We start from the raw sequence: 21,979 nt of genomic DNA, 5'->3' as shown, positions 1-21,979 counted from the left end.
TTATGCGTGTATTAATGGCAACAGACCATTATTATCCTTACCCTGGGGGTATCACAGAGCATACCTATCACCTCTCAAAGGAACTCATAAAACTGGGAATCGAGGTTGAAATCTTGACCTCCAATTTTCCCCATAAATTTGTGGAAGAGCCTCCGGATGCGAAAAGCATTAAAGTCTACAGGGTTGGGAGATCTTATTACATAAGGGCAAACAAATCACAAACCTGTTTTTCTTTCTCGAGAAAAATCACAAGTCAAATACGAAATATTGTGGAGAATGGAAATTACGATATTGTGCACTCTCAAAATTCCGTTGTTCCTACAATACCTTTCCTGAGCCTCTTATACTCAAAATCAGTTAATTTTGCTACCTTCCATTCCTATCATGGATTCTCCTTAGGATACGAACTTTTTAAGCCCCTCCTCCTCCCTATTTATAATAAGCTTGATGGAAAAATTTTCGTTTCGAAACCCGCCTTAGAGGCTATTGCGAGACACTTCCCCGTTGACGAATTTAGAATAATCCCAAATGGCATTGATGTGGAAAAATTCAATCCAGTCGGTGATATATTTACTTTTCCCTTTGGGAGGAGAAACGGAGAAATTTACATCCTCTTTGTTGGAAGACTCGAACTAAGAAAAGGAACAAAATATCTTATCCAAGCATTTAACATCATCGGTAAAAAATATCCCGAAACCAGATTGATAATTGCCGGAGATGGACCCTTGAGAAAGTCACTCGAGAAGATGGTAGACGCGGACGTTGCAGATAGGGTCCATTTTTTGGGCTTTGTCTCAAGCCACCAATTACCTGCTCTCTACCGAACCTGCGACATATTTGTCTCACCAGCTATTGGCGGTGAGAGCTTCGGTATCGTTTTATTGGAAGCCATGGCCTCGGGTAAGCCTGCTGTCGCATCTGACAATGAGGGGTATAGAGAATTGGTCTCTGATGGGGTAGATGGATTTCTTTTCGAAAGAAAAAATGTTCCCGACATTATACAAAAGCTGGAATTACTGATAAGAAATCCAGATTTAAGAAAACAACTGGGAGAAGCGGCACGCCTTAAAGCCCTGAACTATTCATGGTCGAAATTAGCAAGGAAAGTATTGGATTATTACGAGTATGCATTAAAGAAGAAGGCATGAAAATACACATTATTGACGGCTATAACGCCATACACTCTTCACAAGCCTTGTCAAAAATTTTGTCAAAGGAAGAAGGCATAAAACTTGCGAGAGAGGAAATCGTTAGGAAATGCGCTGAAAAATTCAAAAATTCTTTCATTGTTGTATTTGATGGCAAACGTGGAGGAAAAACTTCCGATTATCCCAACACAATATTTACCTCAGAAGGAGTAACCGCCGACGAGGTCATATTAGACCTCGTATCCAGATATTATTCTAAAAAATACGTAGTTTATGTGTACAGCAGGGATAAAAGTTTAAGAGAAAAGGCAAGGTCAAGAGGTGCAATACCCTGTGATCCAGAGGAAATTTTTAATGAAACGAGGAAAGTAAAAGCGGACCAGAAATCTTTAGATATCAAAAGTAAAAAACTAAAAAAGTACAACTGGGAAAAGGAATTTGGAATTTCAGAGGAAAAGTCAAAATGAAAGAGTTTGATGAATTATATGAATTAGTAAAGTATCTGAGGTCTGATAAAGGTTGTCCCTGGGATAGACAGCAGACCTCAGAATCCATTGCCTTCGACCTAATAGAAGAAGCATACGAAATCAACGATGCCATAGAACAAAAGGAAAAAGAAAAGATCCTTGAAGAATTAGGGGACCTTTTATTCCTCGTGCTTATGCATATCCGTATAAAAGAAGAAGAGGGAGCATTCACCTTAGAGGAAGTCCTGAAAAGGGTTAAAGAAAAAATGATTCTAAGGCATCCCCATGTTTTTGGTAATAAGAGTTCAGCACTTTCAGATGTTCTCGAAAATTGGGAAAAATCTAAAAAGAACCCCTTTACCACGATACCAAACTCTTTACCGGCTTTACTAATGGGGCAAAAAATAATCGAGAAAGTAAAGAGGCTGAATAAAGGAAATCAATGTGAATCTGTATTGAGAAAAGAATTAGAAGAGGCAAAACTCCCTGCTCCCGAAGAAATCAAGAAAATATTAGAGGTATTAACTACATATACCTGCAAAGGGCAAAACGCAGAAAAAGAACTAAGGAATTATTTAATCCAACTCAAAAAAATTCTCAGCGATAAATACTCCAACTCTGAGGACCAATAAAGCTTAAAAACCTTATTTTACCTAATAAGTGTATTCTTCGTTTAATCTCTCCAGTTCGAAAACCGTTGGATTGGCGGGATCGTAGCAACAGAGTCTTATTCTATGTTCATTTTCTCCATCGCCTACCTTTCCACCATAGGAAAGCACCCTAATTACAGGATATAGCGTGTTAAAGGCAGCAGGGCAGAGATTGGCGATGGGCCATCCCTGATAAACAAATTCATCGCCCACTTTGTGCCCAAGGGGGCACTTCCCACTTCCCTGAATTTCAACTACTTTAAGCTTTACTTTGTACTTTGTCATATACCCTCTCCTCCTTAATACTCAAAGGAACTCCCACCGATAAATTCGCGAATTATAGACGTTGGTGGGATTTCAAAAGGCATAACTCCCATAAAATGAAACAGAAAATTTAAAAGCCTTAAAGCTTCACTATAGCTTTCATCATCACACTTAACAGAGCGTAAAAGCGGTTCGGCATAATTCTTTAAGACTGCAAGTTCGTAAGTAAGAGCACTGTTGAACATTACATCTGCCTCTTCTTGATAGGGGAAAATATACAAATCCTCTCCCCTCGCAACCTTAGGCCACATAGAAATAGTTTCAGACGCAGAATGATTCCTGTATTTATAATCTCTTACAATTCTTCTTATAATTCTGGCGTCTCTTGTGGGTATTCTATTTAGCCTGTCAATGTTAAGTTGCGTTAGACTGGACACATATATTTTGAATTTATTTTTCTCAGAAATACCTTCAGTGAGCTCTGGATTCAGACCATGGATTCCTTCAACAATGATTATATCATTTGCTCCCAGGGTCATCTCTTCTCGGATTCCGTCCCTTCTCCCTTTAGCAAAACTGAACTTCGGTATTTGAACCTTTTCACCCGCGATTAGTCTTCTTATGTGCTCGCGAAATAACTTGTAGTCCAAGGCATAAAAACTCTCATAATCGGGTTCGCCATTCTCATCTACTGGTGTAAACTCCCTATCGACAAAATAGTCATCCAACGAAATCGTCTTTGGGATAAGCCCATTGACAATTAACTGAATCTTGAGTCTCTTTGAAAAGGTAGTTTTGCCTGAGGATGAAGGACCGGCAATCAAAACTAATTTAATTTCATCTTTACGCTTAGTTATTAAGTCCGCGATTTGGGCTATCTTTTTCTCATGGAAACCTTCCTGTATTTTAATAAGGTCCGAAATCCTGCCATCCTCAATTGCTTCGTTGAGGTGCCCTACATCCTCTACGCCGAGAATTTCTGCCCAGGATTTAGACTCCTGAAAGGTTTCAAATAATTTATCCCTCTTCACAGGATCAGCGAGTTTCATTGGATCGTTAACATCTGGTAGGAATAGGAGAAATCCGTGGTTATAACGTTGTAGCTTGAAAACTTTAATGAAACCTGTGTGGGGAACAAGGGGGCCAGCCATATAAGCCATATAATCATCTATCTTATAAAAAGTAAAGATGTTCTTGGACATGTATTGAATTAATCTAAGCTGTGAGTAAAGTTTCTCCTGTCGCAGGTATCTAATAGCTTCTTGCTTAGTAAGGTCAACCATCTCGATGGGCACTTCCTTCTTTGACAATTCGTAAAGCCCCTTTTCAATAATTTGAACTGCTAAATCAGGATCCACTCCCCTTGCTTCTCCGTAAAGGGCTTCACCAAGAGAATGCTCCATCTTCAGTGCGTTTTTATAACCTGCTTTGGCAAGAAGATAATCACTCAAAAAGGCCAGCGTTCTTTCGTAGGTTCTCCGCCCCTCTCCTTCCGTAACGCTAAGCAATTTTATATTTGGACTTTCTGGAAATTCCATTCCAAACCCTACAAGCTGATTATCAATTATGCATGCGGTATAGGGATAAGAAACCCTGTTTACCATATCCCATACTTTCTTTCCCATAGTTCACCTCTCAAATTTTGATGCCAGCTCCTCAAGGGCAATAAAGTATATAGTGGGTCTTCCGTGCGGGCAATAAAAGGGAACATCCGTGGCTAAAAGCTCATCCACAAGCTTTGACATTTCTTCCCTAGATAACTCATCTCCAAATTTTATTGCAGACTTGCAAGCAACAGTTTTTAGAAAGTTCTCCAGCCTATCAGGCAAACTTGCTGATTCTTCGAGAGATGCTATTAAATCCCTTATGTCTTCTTTGCTTACACTTCTAAAAATAGTTGGAACCTTATCAATTACAAGGGAATTTGACCCCAAAAACCTGTATTCAAATCCAAAGGAGCTGAAAAGTTCCTCATACATCTCAAATAATGCCTTTTCTTTAGCAGAAAGTTCTATAAGTATTGGAAACATCAGCGCCTGACTCGAGTATTCCTTTTTGCGTAATTTATCGTAAAGGATCCGTTCATGAGCTGCATGCTGGTCGATAACCATAACTCCATTACTGGTCTGAACAAAAATGTAAGATTTGTGAGCCTGCCATACATTCAAAAATTCTACTGGTACCTCCTTGGGGGTATTTCTATCCGGTTCCGAACGGAAGGCCTCACCAAATTCAAGCTGCTTTACGGTAACGACCTGCTCGTAGGTCTTGTTAGCCTTTAATGAATCGCTGGAAACCTTCATTGAATCAACAATTTCCTCTGAATATTCTTTAAATCTGCTATCTAAAGCCTTAAATAATTTCTCGGTTATTCTAACATATGGTGCTATCCTTACTTCCCTCTTTTGTGGGTGGATATTAAAATCGACAAATTCTGGCTCTAGTTCGACCTTCAAAATGAACTCGGGTTGTCCATAAGGCTTTTCGTAGGCTCTGTAAATTACTTTTTTCAGTTGATCCCCTTTCACCCTCCTTCCGTTTATCAGCAAAATTTGTTTGTATCCCTTCTGATCAACTACTTCGGGCTTTTCAACAAAGCCCGTAAAATTGAGGTAGTCGTCCCTGTAATCCAAAAAAACCGACTTTTCCAGGAATTCCCTGCCAAATATGGCCATAATCCTCTGAGCGAAATCTCCAGGTGGTAAATCCAGCTTTTTGGACCCATCTTCATAATATTCAAAGTAAACATTTGTATGCCAAAGGGAATAGGATATAACCTCGTCTAAAACTCGTTTGCCTTCTTCTCTTTTAGAGAGTAAAAATTTCCTTCGAACAGGCAAATTGAAAAACAAATCCTTAACAATAACAGTAGTGCCTTTCTTTCTCGGCGCAGGTTTTGAAGAGATAAGCTCTCCGGCATTAAAATTACATTCCCACCCGAGGGTAGCATCATCACTTGTACACGATGTAATCGTGAGATCGGAAACCTGAGCAATGGCGTATAAGGCCTCGCCCCTAAATCCCAAGGTTTTAAGGCGTTTCAAATCTTCAAAAGATGAAATTTTACTGGTAGTAAAACGCTGAACTGCTATTGGAATCTCCTCTGGGGACATTCCAACCCCGTCATCCTCAACTTCAATAGCATCGATTCCACCACCCCAGATACTGATCTTAATGTGTCTTGCACCAGCATCAAGGCTATTTTCAATAAGCTCCCTCACGCAAGAAGCAGGATTTTCAATAACTTCCCCAGCTGAAATCTTCTTAATTACGCCCTCAGGTAACTTTTTTATCACTTTCTCCCCCCAATACCTCCCTAATCACCTTTCCAGTTTCATAACCAAATTTTTTGAGTTTGTATCCCAAAATGGAAGTCTCTATGCGAGTCGGTATTAATCCTCTTTCCTTAACTGAAAAGGTAAAAAAAGGAATGTGTTTACCAAAAATTTGAACAGTCTTTTCTCTATCAATGGATCTTTCTTTCACATCTTCAGTAGTTATCTCAACAATCATTGCAAGTTCGCTCTTAACTTTAACCTTAGAAGGTCCAAAAGTTCTCAAAACATCAATTATGCCAACACCTCGAAGCTCCATAAAGAATTTGAAACGATCACTTTGTGATCCTGTCATCAAAAGTATTGAAGAGGGTGGATAATTTACCAGCTTTATCAAATCATCGGCAATAAAAAGATGACCCCGCTCTACCAGCTCAAGAACGCACTCTGACTTACCTGCTCCTGACTCGCCAATTACCAGTACCCCTTCTCCAAATACTTCAACTGCACTGCCGTGGCAAAGGGCAAAGGGCGAAAAACAGAAATGTAGGTAGGACTTTAGCCTGTTTTTGAAATAGGATGTTTCTTCATTCTTGTAAACGACAACAGGTAATTTCTTGACCAAATCTCCAAACGTATCAAAAGTTTCCTTTAAAATATCAGCGTTCACTACAAGTACGGTAATTTCGCCTTTATTTACCCCATTAATCAACCTTTCAAGTGCTTTCTCTTGTTGTTTCAAAACGGAAAAGGCGCTCGTTGTTAAATACAAAACACCACCTTTGTAAAAGCCTTCGGGTGAGTTTATGACCTCAGGAAGTTCTAATAGATTCTTTTCAAAAATTTTAATCTTTTCGAATTCTCTGTCTTTAAAAATTAACTCGGCGTCATGTTCCTCAGCCAAAAAACTGGCAAAGTCCTTAAAGAGAGCATAATCAGGCTCTTCTATCTTGAAGTTTTTCTTCATACTTAACCATCTGGTGTTTAATACGGTCCTTTATTTCGTCTACTAAAATGTATGGATCCTTTTCTGTAGCCTTTACTGTAAGGGTTTGTCCCTTTACTTTTACGACAAGGGTTCCTGAGTATCTTCCCCTTTGCTCTTCCATAGTGAGTTCAACACTTACTATATAATTGGCAAACTTATCGAGCACCCCAAGCCTCTTTTCGATATATTCCTTGAGTGCATCGGTAACTTCAAAGTTTTTGGCTGCGATTACAATATCCATGATACCTCCTTCTTCGCATTTATCAGAGTTTATTACAAACTGTTTAAAATGTCAAGAATTCTATTCGAAACCCTCACTGGTGAAAGATTATTAATCTCATAAAGATCATTGGCAGAACCTGAAACAGAGTAATTTTCCAACCCAAACTTATAGAGTCTTACAAACTTACCCTTTGAAAGATAAAAGTCAGCAAGAATAACCCCTAGTCCGGTATTGACGTTGTGATCTTCATATACGAAAATTGGCCTGCTTATGATTTCGTCCTTCAATAGAACTTCTTCGTCCAGCTTGAAAGGTGTGGAAATATTAACCACATAAAGTTCTTTTCCATTGCTCTTCAGTATTTCGAATACCTCAAGAGCACGGCCCAAGGTCGGCCCATAGGCAATCAGAGTACCATAATCCCCTTCTCTTATAATATCAGCGACCCCGTATCTAAATTCATAACTCTCACCGTAATATGGAGAACCGTTTTTATCAGTAATCACAGGCCAATTTGACCTACCAACAGCTATGGCAAAGTTTCCATACTCCCGCATGGCGTAATTTAATGCCTTTTGAGCCTGATTAGCATCCCCTGGCACAATCAGCTTAAAATTATAAAGATTCCTCAGCACACCTATATAATCGATACAATGGTGGGTTTTCCCATCTTCTCCAACATCTATTCCAATGTGGGAAATAATTAATTTTAGATTGGTTTTATTTATATCGTTGAGCCTGTGCTGATTATAGGTCTCATCAACTCCAAAAACTCCAAAATCACCGAATACTCCGATCACCCCTTGGGAACTTAGTGCACCCGCAACGGTAGCCGTAGAGTGTTCCTGAACACCAAATTCAAAGAAATAATCGGGAAATTGTTTTGAAAACTCTACAAATCTTAATGATTCAGCCAAATCGCAATCAAACACCGCAAAAGGGGTATAATTTCTATTGCCCAAGTTCGCTTTGCCTATCCTTGTAAGTTGCTCACCAACAGCAACCCTTGTCGCGACCTTTTCATCTGTTTTATAAATCTTGACTTCGGCACCGTTCAAGTTAATTTTATATTCGCCTTTTCTTTTGAAAACTGGAAATTGTTTAAGCTTTCTCCTCTCGGCGTAATATTCTAAATTGTCCTCTACTCCAAGTTCAGAAATGGCCCTTTTATATTCATCGAGGGTTAATGGTTTCCCATGATATACTTCCTTGTCTTCCATGAAAGAAACGCCTTTCCCCATAACTGTTTTAGCAATGATACAAACCGGATTTTCCTTATCATTTAATGCCGTCCGTATAGCTTGATAAATTTCCTGATAATTATGACCGTCAATCTCAATGACTCTCCAACCATCAGCTTCATAATTTGCCTTAATGTTAACAGGCATTATCTCATGGGCATTCCCGGATATCTGCTTATCGTTATAATCTATTATTACAGTTATGTTAGTCAGGTTATACTTTCTCGCAATCCTTCTGGCTTCGGCGACCTGACCTTTTGCCTGTTCGGCGTCACTCATCAACACAAAAACGTGATAACCTTTTTGAAGAATTTTTGCTGCTAAGGCAAAGCCAACTCCTGCAGAAAGACCTTGACCCAGATTTCCCGTCGTCCACTCCACCCCTGGAACTTCCCTTTCAATGTGGCCTTCAAAAGGCGAACCTGCCAATCTAAAATAAGCAATGGCATCATCTATATTAAAAAAACCAAGCCTTCCCAAAACTGCATAGACTCCCGGGGAAGTATGTCCATGCGATACCACAATTCTATCCCTATCTTCCCAGTCGGGATCCAAAGGGTTCACATTGGCATATTTCCAGACCGTTAAATAAATATCACAGGAAGACATAGACCCCCCAGGGTGACCAGACTGGGCAAGGGTGGTCATCTTCAATATATCACCTCTGACTAATCTACCCAATGTCTCAAGTTGTAAAATATCCTCCTGTGATAAGAATTCTCTATCAAAGGGCATAATGACTCCTTTTTGTGTTAATTATAAACTGCTGTTTTCAAACAAAAAAGCCAACTTAAAAACAGAAACAACAAAGGTAAAAGCTAAATCCCATGATTTGCAAAGGATTCGACAAATCTAATTGTAGCTTGACTAAATATGGATTAAGCCTTATAAGTTTAAACATGAACATAGCAATCAGTGTGTTACTCATAATAGCATTAACAATTTTCATCGGAATGCAGGTATACTTAATTGTTCTGCTATTCCGATTGAACGAAAGCATCAAAAAGATTAACAGACTTGCAGATACCCTCGAGGCTCAGCTGCCAGAAATTCTTGAAAACCTCAGGATAATAACCCTAAAAGCAAGGATTATTAGCCAGGATTTTGAAAAAGGCGTAAGACAAGTATCAAAAATTTCGTCCTTTTTGTTACCAGTAAACTCACTGCTGAAGTTTATAAGTGGCTTAATTAAAAAAAGAAGGGAGGAATAAGATGTGTAAAGAAAAAGAAAATCTCGTATTGCCCTTTATCGGGGGCGTGCTGGTTGGTGCAGTTTTAGGTTTACTTTTCTCGCCTGCCTCCGGAAAAGAAAATAGGGAGAAAATAAAAACATTCGCTCAAAACATTGCAGAGCAAATTAAAAGGAAAATCGAAGAAAAAACTGAAAATGTTTAATTTTATAGCAAGGAGGGCAGTATGCCGGTAAAAGTAGCAATAAATGGATTTGGAAGAATTGGAAGACAGGTCTTGAAAATAGGACTTGAAAGGAAGAATCTTGAATTTGTTGCAGTTAACGATCTTGCAGAGCCCGAAATTTTAGCCACACTTCTTAAATATGACTCCGTTTTCGGCAAATACGAAAAGGAAGTAAGGGTGGAAGGGGACTATATTATTATAGACTCCCATAAAATTAAAGTTTTCAAAGAAAAAGACCCTGCTGCAATAAACTGGGGTGAAGTGGGCGCCCAAATCGTTGTAGAATCGACAGGGCTATTTACGAGCCGTGATAAGGCTTCGGTCCACTTGAAAGACACTGTAAAGAAAGTAATAATCTCAGCCCCTGCCAAGGGTGAAATCGACGCCACAATTGTTATGGGTGTAAACGAGCATATTTATAACCCTGAAAAACACCATGTGATATCCAATGCATCCTGCACAACAAACGCCTTTGCCCATTTAGTAAAAGTTCTTCATGAAAACTTCCATATTAAAAGAGGCGTTATGACCACTGTCCATGCTTATACCAACGATCAGAGAATCCTTGACCAACCTCATAAAGATGTACGAAGGGCAAGGGCTGCTGGGCTTTCCATAATCCCTACCTCAACAGGTGCAGCAAAAACCATCTTTGAGATTTATCCTGAATTAAAAGGGAAAATCGAAGCCCACGCTTTAAGAGTGCCTGTTGCAGATGTTTCAATTGTTGACTTCGCCTGTGAGGTTGAAAAAGAAACATCTCCTCAGGAAGTTAACGAAGCTTTCAAAAAGGCAAGTTCTAAATACCTGATGTATTGTGAAGAGCCCCTCGTTTCCATTGACTTTGTAGGCGATACCCACTCGGTAATTTTCGACGCTACCCTCACCCAAGTAGTTAACGGCACGCTGGTAAAGGTCTTTGGATGGTATGATAATGAATGGGGCTATTCAACGAGGTTAGTGGACTTAATTGAATACGTTGGGGAAAGATTATGAGCCTTCAAAAGCTCTCCATTTTAGATGTACCGGATGATGTATTTAAAGGGAAAAGGGTTTTTGTAAGAGTAGACTTCAATGTACCTCTGGGCAGCGATGGAAAGATCGTTGATGATACAAGAATAAGAAAGACTCTTCCAACGATTACTTATCTGGCTGATCGGGAAGCAAATGTTATACTGGCATCTCACCTTGGCCGTCCGAAAGGAAGGGACTTAAAATACTCGTTAAAACCCGTAGCAGAACATCTATCCAAAATTATCAAAAGGGATGTAAAATTCGTTGACGATTGCATAGGAGAAAAGGTTGAAAAAGCTATTCAAGAGCTAAATAACGGCGAAATTTTATTACTGGAAAACGTTAGATTTTACGAGGAAGAAGAGAAAAACGATCCCGAATTTTCAAAGAAGCTCGCCTCATATTTTGACGTTTATGTAAATGATGCCTTCGCTACCGCCCACAGAGCTCACGCTTCTACCTATGGTATGGCAGAACTAATGCAGGTACGCCTCGCAGGTCTCTTAATGAAAAAAGAAATTGAAGCACTTTCAAAGGTCAGGGATAATCCGGAGCATCCCTTTGTAGTAATCCTGGGCGGTGCCAAGGTAAAAGACAAAATAGGTATAATAAAATATCTCCTTCCCAAAGCCGATGCATTGATGATCGGCGGAGGGATGGCATACACTTTCCTCTATGCAATTGGTCAAAACATTGGTAAATCCATCCTGGATAAAGAGATGGTAGAGCAAGTGAAAGAATTCCTTGCAACTGAAAAGATCATACTTCCAGAGGACCATGTGGTAGCTGACAAGCTGGAAGAAGGTTGCAATTACAAAGCGGTAAAAGAAATCCCTGACGATATGATTGGTGTTGACATAGGTCCTACAACAATCACACGATATATCTCTGCACTCCCGGATTCTGGTACGCTATTTTGGAATGGACCTCTCGGGGTTATAGAAATTGATGAGTTTGCAAAAGGTAGCATTGAAGTATTGAAGGCCGTAGCCTATAAAACATCAAAAGGCCTATTCTCAGTTATCGGTGGAGGAGATACTCTCACAATTCTAGAAAAGGCAAAAATTGACGAAGACGCCTTCAGCCACGTATCATCGGGTGGAGGTGCCACCCTTGAATTCCTTGCGGGTATAGATCTACCCGGGATTAAAATTCTTTTAGATAAAAAGTAAGAATAAACCCGAGAACGTAGGCATTTTAGATCATTGAGCTGAGATTTCTTAGGTTTTTGTATATTTTGCGGCTGTAATGCTAATCTTCTTGATATAATTCTCTAAAAAGCTCTACGATACGATCTCCAAACTTCTCTTTAAGCCGCTTCAAAGCTCTATCCCGTAGTTGAGACACTCTTTGCTTTGAAATCCCTAATTTCTCTCCAATCTCCTCAAGGGTGTGTCTTTTCCCATCCTCAAAACCGAAGTAAAGCTTTATTATATCAGCTTCTTTTTTACTCAGGAAACCAAAGATTTCTTTGATAAGTTGTTGCATTTTTATCTCAGCATAGTATTTTTCAGGTGAAGGAAGTGCCTTCTGTTCCAGTATGTCAACTAAATTTTCTTTACTCTCTTCCTCCTCACTTTCAAAACCACGGTCGAGGCTTTTCGAAGTTAGATAAATAGCACGCAGTGCCCTTATTTCATGGGGAGAGAGATCCAGTATTTCCGAAAGTTCTTCATCGGTGGGCTGTTTACCATTTTTTGCCATGAGCTCTGCTTCAGCCTTCCTTATTTTTCTCAACTTTTTGAGAGTAGCTTCTGGAAATTTAACATCCCCAAAGTAACTTCTTATAAATTTCATCATATAGTCCCGTACCCAATACCAAGCATAGGAAAAAAATCTGTTAGACTTGGAAAAGTCGAACTTCTTTATAGCAGTCAAAATTCCCCGGTTTCCCTCGTTTACGAGATCGGGTATTACATCATTGCCTAACTGAAATATATTTGCAAAATATTTCGCTATCTCGAAAACTTGTGGAAGGGACGCTACAACAATCTTTTCAATGGCCTCTTTATCCCCTGCTTTAGCCCTTTTCAGATATTCTCTTTCTTCTTCGGGGGTAATGCTTTTAGAGACATGTTCCAATTCATCCAATAAATATTCAAAGGAACTATCACTCTGCTTTGCCGACATTATTTAAAAGCCTTGCTAAGTGAGCGTATTCTCAAAACGCCTTATCTTTTTAGAAGCCTTTCATAAGGTTCCATTGGGTAGACGTCAAGGGCTCTTACCCAGGAAGATAACTTCTCTACCCTCTCCTTGGGATCAGATGGGATATTTAAAGGCCTTCCACGGCAATCGATTATAACGCCTACAACTCCACCTTCAACTTCTGTTTCTAATCTCTTCCCTTTACCTGCGCCTACGTCAAAGTTCTTAGTGGGCTCAATAATGGCCTTTGCTTTTTCACCCACTCCCAATGGTATTCTTATCAGTTCTCCAAAATTAACGCTTTTTTCTATCTTTGTCCCGTCGTTCTTTGTAATCACAATGTCTATGCATTTCTTTCCTTCTTTATCCAATCCAACAGGGCAAATAGAAGAACCAAGGCGAATTAGGCAATCCCTGTCAAACACTTCAGTAGCAGCCTTTTCATTAACTTCCGACAATACACCAAGATGAGGCATCATAAAGATGGAGTCAACCGATAGCATCGTTACACCCTCTGGCTGGAAAGCATCAAGCATCATAAGAGCAGATTGCACTCTCCTGGGTGCATGGGAAAGCACTCCACCAGATCCTATGATTAAAGCAAGAGACATCATATCCACTAACGTTGCGCCAGATAGAGTTTGTGCAAAGGCTTCGGATATTGTTCTTTCCTGCTGAACTCCTTTAAGTCCCACAGCCATTGTTTTGTGATGTTCAAAGGCTAACCTGAGTGCTTCTCTTGCAATTGCCTGCTCAATTATTAGCTCTTCAAGGGTCTGAGGAATCGTGGTGGGCCTAATCATCTTATTTCTGATTCTGTTCTTCAAATCATTTTCGTCAATGGAGAAAGGTACCCATCTCAATATATTTTCAACGCCAGCGGAGACAAGCACATTAGAAATGGAATAACTCATTCCTAAATTAGCCGAAACGGTCCTGTTAAACACCCCTCCAAAAACTGAAAAGACATCAGTAGTCGCACCACCGATATCAACTCCAAGTACATCTATATTTTCGCTCCTCGCCACTTTTTCAACGAGAAGCCCAACCGCTCCAGGGGTTGGCATTATGGGATGATCAGTCCAGTTCATCAACTTCTTATAACCTGGAGCATGTTGCATCACATGCTCCATGAAGAGATCATGTATCTTATGCCTTGCAGGACCTAAATTCTCACGTTCAAGAACAGGCCTTATGTTGTCAACGATATAGAGAGCTACTTTATCACCAAGGATCTTTTGAATTTCTTCCCTTGCATCCTTATTCCCTGCATAAATTACTGGCAACTTATAACCAGTTCCAAACCTTGGCTTTGGATCTGCGGCCTTGATAAGTTCAGCAAGTTCAACTACATGCTTAATGGTACCACCATCAACACCACCCGCAAGTAGTATCATATCGGGTCTTAACCTTCTAATAAGTTCAACCCTTTCGTGGGGCATCCTTCCGTCATTAGATGCGATAACCTCCATGACAATCGCACCAGCCCCCAAAGCCGCCCTTGCAGCACTTTCTGCCGTCATGCTTTTTACGACACCACAAACAAGCATCTGAAGTCCGCCACCCGCAGAGGATGTGGAAACGTAAATGTCAACGCCTGTCTTTTCATCCTTTTTGGGTTTAATTATCGTTTCACCATCGAGAATTGTAATTCCTGTTAACTCTTCCACTTCTCTAAAGGCATTTAGGACGCCCCTCGTAACGTCTTCATATGGAGCTTCTACCGTAGTGGGTGCCTCTCCCCTTGTAATTAATCTATAACCTTCCTCTTTCTTTTCGATTAAAATGGCCTTAGTTGTCGTACTTCCACAATCAGTTGCGATAATCCTTTCAAGTTCTTTTCCATTTGCCATACTAACCTCCTGAAGTCACATTTAAATATTTACTTGCTTTAATTTTAACGAACGATCCTCAAAATATCAAAAAATGCTATCACAACCATCAATATTAAAAGTAAAGTAAATCCAATAAGCTGAACGATCCTCTTTATTTCTGGTGATAACTCCCTCTTGGTAATTCCTTCAATAAGATAAACCCAAAAATGCCACCCATCTAATGCGGGAAGTGGTATTAGGTTTATTATGAAAAGGTTTATGGATATTAGACCTAAAAGATACAGAAGCTGGAAAAGCCCGTAACTCGATGCGGTGTATATCACCTTCCCGATCATTATAGGCCCACCAAGATTTGAGATAGGAACTTTGCCTATGAATAACCTCAACAGATACACAATGTAAATCCATGTTATCTCAATACTCCTCGTAACAGAAACTTTTACAGCCTCAAAGATGTTCAACCTTTTCTTTATAGACGGTGCAGTAATTCCAATTCTTCCAATTTTCTCATTATCAGGGGTGACTTGAATTTCCGGAGTGAGGAGAAATTCTAAGGTATCGGAACCTCGCTCCACAACTAATTTTATCTCTTTACCCGGATAATTCCTTATAGAGTCAAAAAGTTCCTGCCACAATAAAACAGGTGTATTATTAAATCTTATAATTCTATCTCCCTTTCTCAAGCCCATTTTGTGGGCAGGACTTCCCTTCTCAACCCGATTAACAACCGGTGGAATTAAAAAAGTTACTTTAAGGGAGTCGAAGTTTCTACCACTTAATTCTATGGCCAACCTCTGATCATTACGCTCAACCAATAAAAGGTGCTTATCCCTTTTCGAAAAGTAGTAATACAGGTCTTCAATAGTATTGATATATCGGCCATCTATAGCAATTATGCTATCACCTTCTTGAAAGGGGACTCCAGCATTTTCCACTCTATATATCCTATACAGTGGAATTGTCTCATAACCGACTAAGGAGTACCCGATCACAAAAGCAACAAGGGCAAGGATAAGATTAAAAATAGGGCCGGAAATAACAACTAAAATCTTTTTGTAAAAGGGTTGAACCCAGAAATCGTAAGGTGCTGGGTTATCCGACTTCTCTTCCCCTTTGATTTTTACATAGCCACCAAAGGGAATTATTGATAAACTGTATCTAGTGCCCTCTTTATCTTTAAAAGTTATTATCCTGGGCCCAAAACCTATTGAAAACTCCTCAACCCCAATATGCTGAACTCTGCATGCAATAAAATGACCAAACTCGTGAACGGCGATAAGAATTCCCAAAAACAACAGAACTAAAAGGACCGTTAGCATTTAATCTTTTCTTCCTTCAACAAGGGTTTCTTTCATAATATTCTTCCAGTTTGAAACCCCCCCTCTCAGGATATAGGAATTACTATATCCGAGGTTCTTTAAAGAATCGAGAAAACGCCTATCATCCTCCCTATCTGTTACTAAAACTACTAATGTATTTTTGGGTATCTTCAAGTTTTTTATGGAACTTGTGAATTTGCCCTTGTCCACCCAAACTGAACCCACAAGATGTTCCTTTTCGAATTGGACTTTATCCCTAACATCTATTAATACAATCATATATCTCATAAGTTCATCAGGTGACAATGTCGATTTCACAACTTCACCTTTAAGTTTAAGGTATATCTCCCCACCGCCATTTCCATCGTACTTCACTTTTACAAACTGAACTACATCACCAGAATAACCTTTAGTGTTAAACTGAACATCAACGGCAATGGAATCACCTGGATTCACGAGATTTGATGCTTGCAAAGCATAGGTGCAACCACAGGATGGCCTTATCGAAAGGATTGTAACGGTGTCTTTGCTCTCATTTTTTAGCCAGAATTTGGCTGAAACTAATTCCCCCTCTTCCACTCTCCCAAAGTTAAACCATTCCGGAATAGGAATTAAAGAAAAAAAGAGCAAAATCAAAAAATGCACAATCATAGTTTAATTTTAATGCTTATAAATAGCATCGGCAAATGCCTTAATCCTCACCTTGATTTGCTTATTTTAAGGCAACGTTATACACTATATTTACTAAAATGAAGTGTCCAAATTGTGGGTTTGAAAATGTAGAATCCGCGAATTTCTGCATCAATTGCGGTATCCCCTTAAAACAAATTATGATCCCAGAAAGACGCATCGTTACAGTCCTTTTTGTAGACCTTGTAAACTTCACCAGAATAAGTGAAAACAAAGATCCTGAAGATGTACTTAATATGCTTAATAAAATCTTCGAAACGATCGAACAAATCGTTTATAAATACGAAGGCTTCATAGATAAATACTTAGGAGACGGTGTAATGATCTTGTTTGGTGCCCCAGTTGCACATGAAGACGACATGGAGAGAGCGATCAGATGCTCACACGAGATTTTATCAAACGTTGATAAACTTACAGAGGAACTTAAAGAGGACATTAAGGTAAAAATTTCAATAAATAATGGATATGTCATTAGTGGATACACAGGTGGCTCCAGAAAGCAAATGTACACAGTAATAGGCGACACTGTTAATGTCGCAGAAAAAATGAACGATCTTGCCCCTCCAAATTCCATAATCGTAACAGAAAAAATCGTTGAGTATACAGATCATCTCTTCGAATATAAACCATTAGGGCAGTTTAACATCCCCGGCAGAGAAGAACCTATTTTTCTTTACGAATACGTAAAACCAAAACTCTTGGAATATGGTTCAATCCCTACCTTCAAGGGTAAATTGGTACCGCTTGTGGGAAGTAAAAAAGAATTTGAAAGACTACAGAACCTCTTGACCATGGTTGAAAATGGAAACGGCGTCTCAGCTGCTATAATAGGGGAGGCTGGCGTTGGAAAGTCAAGAATGAAGTACGAAATTAAAAAATTTTGCAAAGAATATAAAGACTTTTTAATACTTGAGGCCCTTTGTAAAAGCCAAAGCAAAGAGTCTGCATATGAACCTTTTATGGAGATAATAAAAGCACTGGCTGAAATAAAACCCGAGGACAGCAAAGAAGTAAGAAAAATAAAACTACACCGCATTTTTGGAAAATACAATGTACCCTCAGTTAGTGAGCAAGTGATCCTAAACCTCTTAGGTCTCGAACATGACTTCAAGTTAAAAGAGAAATCAGACATTTTTGAAGCGTTCTTTGAGATTTTTAAGAGCCTTTCACAAAATAAGCCCGTATTTTTAATATTCGAGGATATTCACTGGATAGATGAAGCCACATTAGATTTACTCAAATTTTTAATCGAAAAAACAGCTAATTTAAGAATATTTTACCTTCTCACTTACAGGCCTACAAAAACAATCCTGCTGCCGGAACTCTCGCTTACAGAAAACATCATGCTACAAAATTTGACAAAAGAAGAATCAGAGGAGCTCATCAAGAATCTTCTTGAGGTGCAAGAGTTACCCGCCGAGTTTGTTAACCTCGTGTACAGTAAAACAGAAGGTAACCCTCTATTTATAGAAGAGCTTATCGAAAGGATTTTCAGGGACGGCTTTTTCCAGATAAAAGATGGAAAACTTTTGCTTACCAGAAGCTTGAGTCAAGCATCAATCCCTGATAAAATCACAAACCTGTTCCTGCAAGAAATTGACAAATTGCCAACCGACACAAAACAAGTAGCTAAAATAGCGTCGGTAATAGGGAGAGAATTTAACAAAAGAATTTTACAGGAAATTTGGCAACGCGAAGACCTCGAATTTCATCTTAGAAAATTAGAAGAATCAGGTATTGCCTATGCAGATAAAACTAAAGAAGACTATTATATCTTCAAACATTCTTTTGTTCGAGATGCTGCTTACAGTTTGTTGCCGAAAAAAGAGCAAAAAGAGTTGCATAAAAAGGTTGGAGAAGCAATCGAGAAATTGTACAGTAACCACCTCGAGGAATTCTACGAGAGCCTTGCTTACCATTTTGAACTGGGAGAAGCCCTACAAAAGGCCTTCTACTATAATTACAAGTCAGGAGTTAATTTAACTAATATCAGAATGTATTCCGCAGCATGTTCAAAATTTAGAAAAGCAGAAGAGATCTTCCAAAAATTGTCAGATTTAAGGTTAGAGATCGACAAAGAGACAATTTACGACCTTTTTTATCAATACGCCGAATCTCTTATGAAAGTAGGGCTTTTCCACGAAGCTGAAGAAAAAATCCAAAAAGCAATTCTCATTGCGAGTGAATTAAAGGAATCTTATAAACTTAGCAATTGTTATCAAATGAAAATCCAGATCAACTATCTCAGTGGACACATAAACAATCTATTGGCAAATCTTGAGACCTTTAAAAATTATTTACCTCTAACTTTCTATGAAATTTTCAAAACCTATGCAACCCTTGAAAAGAATCCCTACGAATTCGAAGAGCTTTCTACTGAAACAATCATCAAAAAAATGAAAAATGCAAAGCCAGTGGAGTTTGCAAAATTTATAGAACTAAACATAGAACATATCCATAACCTGGGCGGCAAAGAACTAGTGAATAACTTACTGACTTTATTAGATGATATCGAGTTCAAAGTCGACGAGCGCTCTTTTCCCGAGTTCATGCTTAGCAAAATTAGGATCCTCTTGGATTCCAGCCAGTATGATTCCGCGCGTGAAAAAATCGAAGCTTCTAAAAATATTATAAAGAAAGAATACGACGAGATTAATTACGTGAGGCTCTTAATTTTTGATTCCATTGTAAAGAGAGAGCAAGGTGAATTTGCTCAGGCGCAAAAATTACTAAATATGGCCCGAAGCATTGCCGAAGAGATACCAAACCAATTTTTCCGCGGGAATATTCTATACAATTTGGGAGTTCTAAATTTAGGATACCTTGGGGAAAGGTTTGGTGCCTTAACAAACTTCGCATCTTCTATTGAAGTCTTACAGCAAATTGGAGAAAGAAAACTATTAAACTTGAATAGAATCTATTCGTGGGCGACGAACCTATTCATAGGTAACACCTATCTTTATGATGAACTTCCCACAACACTGAAAATCACGGAAAACCCCGAATGGTACAAAATAAACAACATGCTTGAAATTCTTAAAGGAATAACTGAGTTTCTTGCAGGAAACCCAAAAATGGGCATTAACTACTTAAAGAAGGCCGATTTTGCATACGCAAACTCGGAAATACTTATCTTACTGCTCTATGCCCTCCTCCTATATCTGGCTTTAATGAAAGATGAAACCATCGACGAGCTTATAAATAGGCTGCTTTTCGTTTTGTCAGAACGCACTGAAAATATATTAGACTTTGCCCACTACAATTCGGTCCTGCTAATTTACCATTACCTCAAAGGAAGCTTGGATAAAGGGAATCAAATCTTGAGACAAAGAAGAGATAATATCAAAATCAAGGCAATTCGTGAAAGTTCAATAATTTTCGAATTTGGAAATGTTGTCTATAACAATGATATTGATAAGCTCGAGAAATTTCTAATAACAGAGGAAACTCTCGCTCAACTTGATATTCTTCGTCTCCCAATCTATAAAATATTGCTTAGCGTGATCCAATACGGTTTTATTGAAGATTCAGATACCACTGTCAGAAATGCCAAAATCAAACAAATTCAAGAAGAGATGAGAAAGTACAATTATATCAACCTAATCCCATACCTTGAAAACTTGAATAAAAGTGAAACTTGATATAAAATTTTAGCAATATGAACGTGGATATAAAAGGTGTATTCAATTTATTAAATAAGACCTTCCGAGCCTACAAAATTTATCCAAAAGGACATGAAATACCTAAATATTTTTTAACTCAGCTGTGGGAAAATTTAAAAACAAGTATTAAAGCACAAAACATAGAGTTCGTTTTAGAAAGGGGAGAAGTTCTCAACATCGAAGGGAAGACTATTTGGAAAGAAAATGAGGACGATGACAACTTAGCGTGGGTTCTTTATAAACACGGAATCAGAGGTGTTACAATAACTCCAGATATTACAGCAACAGATCTCCAAAATTTCTTTGAGGCAATTCAAAACGCTTATATATCTAAGGACAAATTTGCCCTAATATATGAGATAAATCAGAAGGAATACAGCGGCATAACCTTCGAGTTCATGCCAGAATTTCTACAAGACCAAAATGTAGTAGTACCTGAAACGTACCAGGATCTTTTAAAACTCAAAGAAACAGAGCCCACCTCAGAACCTGTAGAAGTTGAAGGCCAAATTTCAACGACCATTGAAATACCAATCATAATCGAGTCAAGGGAGGTCTTTACAATATCTTTCGAAGAAGAGCAAAAACTGAGCGAAGAAATTTCAAAAGAAAGAGAAACAAACCATCTTGAAAAGGTATTGCATTACCTTTATACCATCATAGTATTGGAAGCGGCAGAAGAAATTGAGCCACTGCTTAAAGCAATTGAGGAGTTTATACTGCTGGAGATAAATGACTCGGGTATAAGCAGGGTATCCAGGGTTATTCATGACCTCAAGGCGCTGAAAGCAAATTTAGAAAATGCGGATAAAGCAAAGGCAATCGATTCACTGCTAAAAAGGCTTTCCGAACCCTCGTTAATAGAAAATGTAATCAAAAATCACATCGATAATAGGCCAAAAGAGCTAGAATTATTCCTGACAGGACTTGATTCTAGTGCAGCACTTACACTTTTTAAAATTGCTACGGAATTACCCCAAAAGAGTCAGAGACAGCTCATATTCAGGTCCATGATAAACATGCAAAATTTTGACCCACAAAGAATATTAAATTACATAATAACTAACAAGAAAAACGAAAAAATCCTCATAGCCGGTCTTGAGTTTATATCAGTTGGGAAATACAGTCAGGCAAAAGATTTCCTAACAGACCTTCAGCTGACTGTAGACAAAAATCTAAAAAAGAGCCTATTGGAAGCACTTTCTGCTATTGAAGGCGATTTAACCCCCTTCTTTTACGACAATGACATTTCGGTGAGGATGAGTACTTACCTTGAAATGAAAAGAAACCCGAGAAAATCTTTCGTTAATCTGATTGTTGAAAGACTCAAAAGCGAAGAATTATTTTATAAATTTGACGTTTTAGAAAAGAAACAATTTATGAGCCTAATACCTGAATATATCGATTACCCTGCAGTTGAAGAAACCGTCAGAAACATCCTTACCCAAAATTTATCCCTATTGAATAAGATTACAAAAGCAAAAAAATACTATGAGACAATCCAGTTTCTCGTAAACTCTATGGTAGAATCAAACAAAAGAAAAGTTTACCTGCTCCTCATTGAGGCTGTCAAAAAAACAAAAGATAATAAGATTAGAGAAATGTGCTCAGAGGCATTAAAACAATTTAAGGAGTAAAG

Annotated in this window: 19 protein-coding genes; 9 read left to right on the top strand and 10 right to left on the bottom strand. The window is 38.6% G+C overall.

The genetic code is table 11. The features are described 5' to 3' along the window. Positions 1 to 2 precede the first annotated feature (2 nt). Genes ABIM45_02025 through ABIM45_02015 form a run of 3 tightly spaced genes read left to right on the top strand, consistent with a single transcriptional unit; the run spans position 3 to position 2,247 of the window. A complete protein-coding gene (locus tag ABIM45_02025; GenBank protein MEO0238687.1) occupies positions 3 to 1,148 on the top strand; it encodes a glycosyltransferase family 4 protein in 1,146 nt (381 codons plus the stop codon). Further along, entirely contained in the window at positions 1,145 to 1,615 is a 471-nt protein-coding gene (locus ABIM45_02020; protein ID MEO0238686.1) for an NYN domain-containing protein, read from the top strand. Before ABIM45_02025 ends, ABIM45_02020 begins: the two co-directional genes overlap by 4 nt. Continuing rightward, positions 1,612 to 2,247 (top strand): MazG nucleotide pyrophosphohydrolase domain-containing protein, encoded by a 636-nt coding sequence (locus ABIM45_02015; GenBank protein MEO0238685.1) that lies wholly within the window; start codon positions 1,612 to 1,614, stop codon positions 2,245 to 2,247. The genes ABIM45_02020 and ABIM45_02015 overlap by 4 nt, the downstream gene beginning before the upstream one ends. A 21-nt stretch (positions 2,248 to 2,268) precedes the next feature. Here the strand turns inward: ABIM45_02015 and ABIM45_02010 are convergent, their stop codons facing one another. Genes ABIM45_02010 through ABIM45_01985 form a run of 6 tightly spaced genes read right to left on the bottom strand, consistent with a single transcriptional unit; the run spans position 2,269 to position 8,991 of the window. Beyond that, complete coding sequence (locus ABIM45_02010; GenBank protein MEO0238684.1) at positions 2,269 to 2,550, bottom strand: TIGR04076 family protein; 282 nt, start codon at positions 2,548 to 2,550, stop codon at positions 2,269 to 2,271. A gap of 14 nt (positions 2,551 to 2,564) precedes the next feature. Then, on the bottom strand, positions 2,565 to 4,154 hold the full coding sequence (locus ABIM45_02005; GenBank protein MEO0238683.1) for a nucleoside kinase: 1,590 nt from the start codon (positions 4,152 to 4,154) through the stop codon (positions 2,565 to 2,567). 3 nt (positions 4,155 to 4,157) lie between these two features. Continuing rightward, on the bottom strand, positions 4,158 to 5,825 hold the full coding sequence (gene mutL / locus ABIM45_02000; GenBank protein ID MEO0238682.1) for a DNA mismatch repair endonuclease MutL: 1,668 nt from the start codon (positions 5,823 to 5,825) through the stop codon (positions 4,158 to 4,160). Continuing rightward, the gene (locus ABIM45_01995; GenBank protein MEO0238681.1) at positions 5,806 to 6,771 is read right to left on the bottom strand and encodes a hypothetical protein; all 966 of its coding nucleotides are present in this window, start codon (positions 6,769 to 6,771) and stop codon (positions 5,806 to 5,808) included. Before ABIM45_01995 ends, mutL begins: the two co-directional genes overlap by 20 nt. After that, positions 6,740 to 7,033, bottom strand: coding sequence for a ribosome-associated translation inhibitor RaiA (gene raiA / locus ABIM45_01990; GenBank protein MEO0238680.1), 294 nt, complete (start codon positions 7,031 to 7,033; stop codon positions 6,740 to 6,742). Before raiA ends, ABIM45_01995 begins: the two co-directional genes overlap by 32 nt. 32 nt (positions 7,034 to 7,065) lie before the next feature. Then, positions 7,066 to 8,991 carry a transketolase gene (locus ABIM45_01985; protein ID MEO0238679.1) on the bottom strand — a complete coding sequence of 642 codons (1,926 nt, stop codon included), beginning with the start codon at positions 8,989 to 8,991 and terminating at the stop codon, positions 7,066 to 7,068. A gap of 164 nt (positions 8,992 to 9,155) precedes the next feature. Here ABIM45_01985 and ABIM45_01980 point away from each other — a divergent pair, with 164 nt between their 5' ends. Genes ABIM45_01980 through ABIM45_01965 form a run of 4 tightly spaced genes read left to right on the top strand, consistent with a single transcriptional unit; the run spans position 9,156 to position 11,858 of the window. Further along, positions 9,156 to 9,467, top strand: a complete 312-nt coding sequence (locus tag ABIM45_01980; GenBank protein MEO0238678.1) for a DUF948 domain-containing protein — start codon at positions 9,156 to 9,158, stop codon at positions 9,465 to 9,467. A gap of 1 nt (position 9,468) precedes the next feature. Beyond that, positions 9,469 to 9,651, top strand: coding sequence for a YtxH domain-containing protein (locus ABIM45_01975; protein ID MEO0238677.1), 183 nt, complete (start codon positions 9,469 to 9,471; stop codon positions 9,649 to 9,651). Positions 9,652 to 9,672: 21 nt separating this feature from the next. Continuing rightward, positions 9,673 to 10,668 (top strand): type I glyceraldehyde-3-phosphate dehydrogenase, encoded by a 996-nt coding sequence (gene gap, locus ABIM45_01970; protein MEO0238676.1) that lies wholly within the window; start codon positions 9,673 to 9,675, stop codon positions 10,666 to 10,668. Next, on the top strand, positions 10,665 to 11,858 hold the full coding sequence (locus ABIM45_01965) for a phosphoglycerate kinase (protein MEO0238675.1): 1,194 nt from the start codon (positions 10,665 to 10,667) through the stop codon (positions 11,856 to 11,858). Before gap ends, ABIM45_01965 begins: the two co-directional genes overlap by 4 nt. A 79-nt stretch (positions 11,859 to 11,937) precedes the next feature. On the opposite strand, the gene ABIM45_01960 is transcribed toward ABIM45_01965, so the two are convergent. Genes ABIM45_01960 through ABIM45_01945 form a run of 4 tightly spaced genes read right to left on the bottom strand, consistent with a single transcriptional unit; the run spans position 11,938 to position 16,639 of the window. Beyond that, a complete protein-coding gene (locus ABIM45_01960) occupies positions 11,938 to 12,816 on the bottom strand; it encodes a sigma-70 family RNA polymerase sigma factor (GenBank protein ID MEO0238674.1) in 879 nt (292 codons plus the stop codon). A gap of 41 nt (positions 12,817 to 12,857) precedes the next feature. Then, positions 12,858 to 14,687: a glutamate mutase L gene (locus ABIM45_01955; GenBank protein ID MEO0238673.1), complete on the bottom strand. Its 1,830-nt coding sequence runs from the start codon at positions 14,685 to 14,687 to the stop codon at positions 12,858 to 12,860. A gap of 44 nt (positions 14,688 to 14,731) precedes the next feature. Then, complete coding sequence (rseP, locus tag ABIM45_01950) at positions 14,732 to 15,988, bottom strand: RIP metalloprotease RseP (GenBank protein MEO0238672.1); 1,257 nt, start codon at positions 15,986 to 15,988, stop codon at positions 14,732 to 14,734. Further along, positions 15,989 to 16,639: a DUF1573 domain-containing protein gene (locus ABIM45_01945; GenBank protein ID MEO0238671.1), complete on the bottom strand. Its 651-nt coding sequence runs from the start codon at positions 16,637 to 16,639 to the stop codon at positions 15,989 to 15,991. It lies immediately after the preceding gene. Between the two features lie 179 nt (positions 16,640 to 16,818). Between ABIM45_01945 and ABIM45_01940 the strand changes: the two genes are divergently transcribed. Together ABIM45_01940 and ABIM45_01935 are read left to right on the top strand one after the other, a co-directional pair. Continuing rightward, entirely contained in the window at positions 16,819 to 20,319 is a 3,501-nt protein-coding gene (locus tag ABIM45_01940; protein MEO0238670.1) for an adenylate/guanylate cyclase domain-containing protein, read from the top strand. 23 nt (positions 20,320 to 20,342) lie between these two features. Next, positions 20,343 to 21,977 carry a hypothetical protein gene (locus ABIM45_01935; protein MEO0238669.1) on the top strand — a complete coding sequence of 545 codons (1,635 nt, stop codon included), beginning with the start codon at positions 20,343 to 20,345 and terminating at the stop codon, positions 21,975 to 21,977. Positions 21,978 to 21,979 lie beyond the last annotated feature (2 nt).

This window comes from candidate division WOR-3 bacterium (assembly GCA_039803545.1).
In the GTDB taxonomy this organism is placed as follows: domain Bacteria; phylum Hydrothermota; class Hydrothermia; order UBA1063; family UBA1063; genus UBA1063.
Note: the sequence above shows the minus strand (reverse complement) of the source record. Positions and strands in the feature narration are given on the sequence as shown.

Bases quoted from the DNA above. Each gene is read 5' to 3' on its own strand.
- ABIM45_02025 (MEO0238687.1), top strand. From the start codon at position 3: ATGCGTGTATTAATGGCAACAGACCATTATTATCCTTACCCTGGGGGT.
- ABIM45_02020 (MEO0238686.1), top strand. From the start codon at position 1,145: ATGAAAATACACATTATTGACGGCTATAACGCCATACACTCTTCACAA.
- ABIM45_02015 (MEO0238685.1), top strand. From the start codon at position 1,612: ATGAAAGAGTTTGATGAATTATATGAATTAGTAAAGTATCTGAGGTCT.
- ABIM45_02010 (MEO0238684.1), bottom strand. From the start codon at position 2,550: ATGACAAAGTACAAAGTAAAGCTTAAAGTAGTTGAAATTCAGGGAAGT.
- ABIM45_02005 (MEO0238683.1), bottom strand. From the start codon at position 4,154: ATGGGAAAGAAAGTATGGGATATGGTAAACAGGGTTTCTTATCCCTAT.
- ABIM45_01995 (MEO0238681.1), bottom strand. From the start codon at position 6,771: ATGAAGAAAAACTTCAAGATAGAAGAGCCTGATTATGCTCTCTTTAAG.
- raiA (MEO0238680.1), bottom strand. From the start codon at position 7,033: ATGGATATTGTAATCGCAGCCAAAAACTTTGAAGTTACCGATGCACTC.
- ABIM45_01985 (MEO0238679.1), bottom strand. From the start codon at position 8,991: ATGCCCTTTGATAGAGAATTCTTATCACAGGAGGATATTTTACAACTT.
- ABIM45_01980 (MEO0238678.1), top strand. From the start codon at position 9,156: ATGAACATAGCAATCAGTGTGTTACTCATAATAGCATTAACAATTTTC.
- ABIM45_01975 (MEO0238677.1), top strand. From the start codon at position 9,469: ATGTGTAAAGAAAAAGAAAATCTCGTATTGCCCTTTATCGGGGGCGTG.
- gap (MEO0238676.1), top strand. From the start codon at position 9,673: ATGCCGGTAAAAGTAGCAATAAATGGATTTGGAAGAATTGGAAGACAG.
- ABIM45_01965 (MEO0238675.1), top strand. From the start codon at position 10,665: ATGAGCCTTCAAAAGCTCTCCATTTTAGATGTACCGGATGATGTATTT.
- ABIM45_01960 (MEO0238674.1), bottom strand. From the start codon at position 12,816: ATGTCGGCAAAGCAGAGTGATAGTTCCTTTGAATATTTATTGGATGAA.
- ABIM45_01955 (MEO0238673.1), bottom strand. From the start codon at position 14,687: ATGGCAAATGGAAAAGAACTTGAAAGGATTATCGCAACTGATTGTGGA.
- rseP (MEO0238672.1), bottom strand. From the start codon at position 15,988: ATGCTAACGGTCCTTTTAGTTCTGTTGTTTTTGGGAATTCTTATCGCC.
- ABIM45_01945 (MEO0238671.1), bottom strand. From the start codon at position 16,639: ATGATTGTGCATTTTTTGATTTTGCTCTTTTTTTCTTTAATTCCTATT.
- ABIM45_01940 (MEO0238670.1), top strand. From the start codon at position 16,819: ATGATCCCAGAAAGACGCATCGTTACAGTCCTTTTTGTAGACCTTGTA.